Source organism: Bartonella sp. AA86SXKL, from assembly GCF_042196885.1.
This window is the reverse complement of record NZ_JBHIRE010000161.1, coordinates 1-988: the sequence shown is the minus strand read 5'-3', so window position 1 is coordinate 988 and position 988 is coordinate 1. Positions and strand designations below refer to the sequence as shown.

At 41.0% G+C, this 988-nt stretch carries 2 protein-coding genes; both read left to right on the top strand.

What is annotated here, in order from left to right:
* The coding region (locus tag ACFIO5_RS10710) for a metal ABC transporter solute-binding protein, Zn/Mn family (RefSeq protein ID WP_375705392.1) at positions 1 to 274 on the top strand (274 nt) is incomplete at its 5' end.
* On the top strand, positions 271 to 988 hold a 718-nt coding region (locus ACFIO5_RS10705), incomplete at its 3' end, for a manganese/iron ABC transporter ATP-binding protein (RefSeq protein WP_375705391.1). The genes ACFIO5_RS10710 and ACFIO5_RS10705, both read left to right, overlap by 4 nt.

The window sequence follows — 988 nt, the reverse complement described above, 5'->3', positions numbered from 1 at the left end:
CATTAATGCTGATCAGCAAGGAACACCACAACAAGTTAAGCATGTTATTGATATGGTTCGCAAATACAATATTCATGCAGTTTTTTCTGAAAGCACTATTTCTCCTGCTCCTGCTAAACAAGTTGCGAGAGAAACAGGGGCTAAATATGGCGGTGTTCTTTATGTTGACTCGCTGAGTGAGAAAAATGGTGAGGTACCAACCTATATTGATTTATTACGTGTCACAAGTGGGCGTATTAGCGCTGCCTTATTAGAGGGAGTAAAAGGCCAATGATAGGATCTGGAATATTTGCCCAAGGCGTAACGGTAACATATCGTAATGGACATACTGCTTTACGGGAAGTCAATTTTGAAAGCCCAACAGGTTCTATTACGGCATTAGTTGGCGTTAATGGATCAGGTAAGTCAACGCTATTTAAAGCAATTATGGGGTTTGTACGGCCATCAAAAGGAAAAATTCGCATGTTTGATTTGCCGGTTGATACGGCTTTGAAAAAAAATCTTATTGCTTATGTTCCCCAGAGTGAGGATGTTGATTGGAATTTTCCTGTCCTTGTTGAAGATGTCGTTTTGATGGGACGGTATGGTCATATGAATTTCTTTCGTTATGCACGGGCACGCGATTATGAAGCTGTGCGTGTTGCATTAGAACGCGTCGATATGCTGGCATTTGCTAAGCGTCAAATTGGTGAACTTTCTGGTGGGCAGAAGAAGCGTGTTTTTCTAGCACGCGCTCTTGCACAGCAGGCAAAAGCTATTTTGTTAGATGAACCATTTACAGGAGTTGATGTCACAACAGAAGATAAAATTATTGCTTTGTTGCAAGACCTTCGTAAAGAAGGGGCTGTGATCTTAGTTTCTACCCACAATTTGGGCTCTGTTCGTGAATTTTGTGATCATACAGTTTTAATAAAGGGAACGGTTTTGGCTTCTGGCTTAACTGAAACCGTCTTTACAAAGGAAAATCTTGAGAAAACTTTTGGTGGCG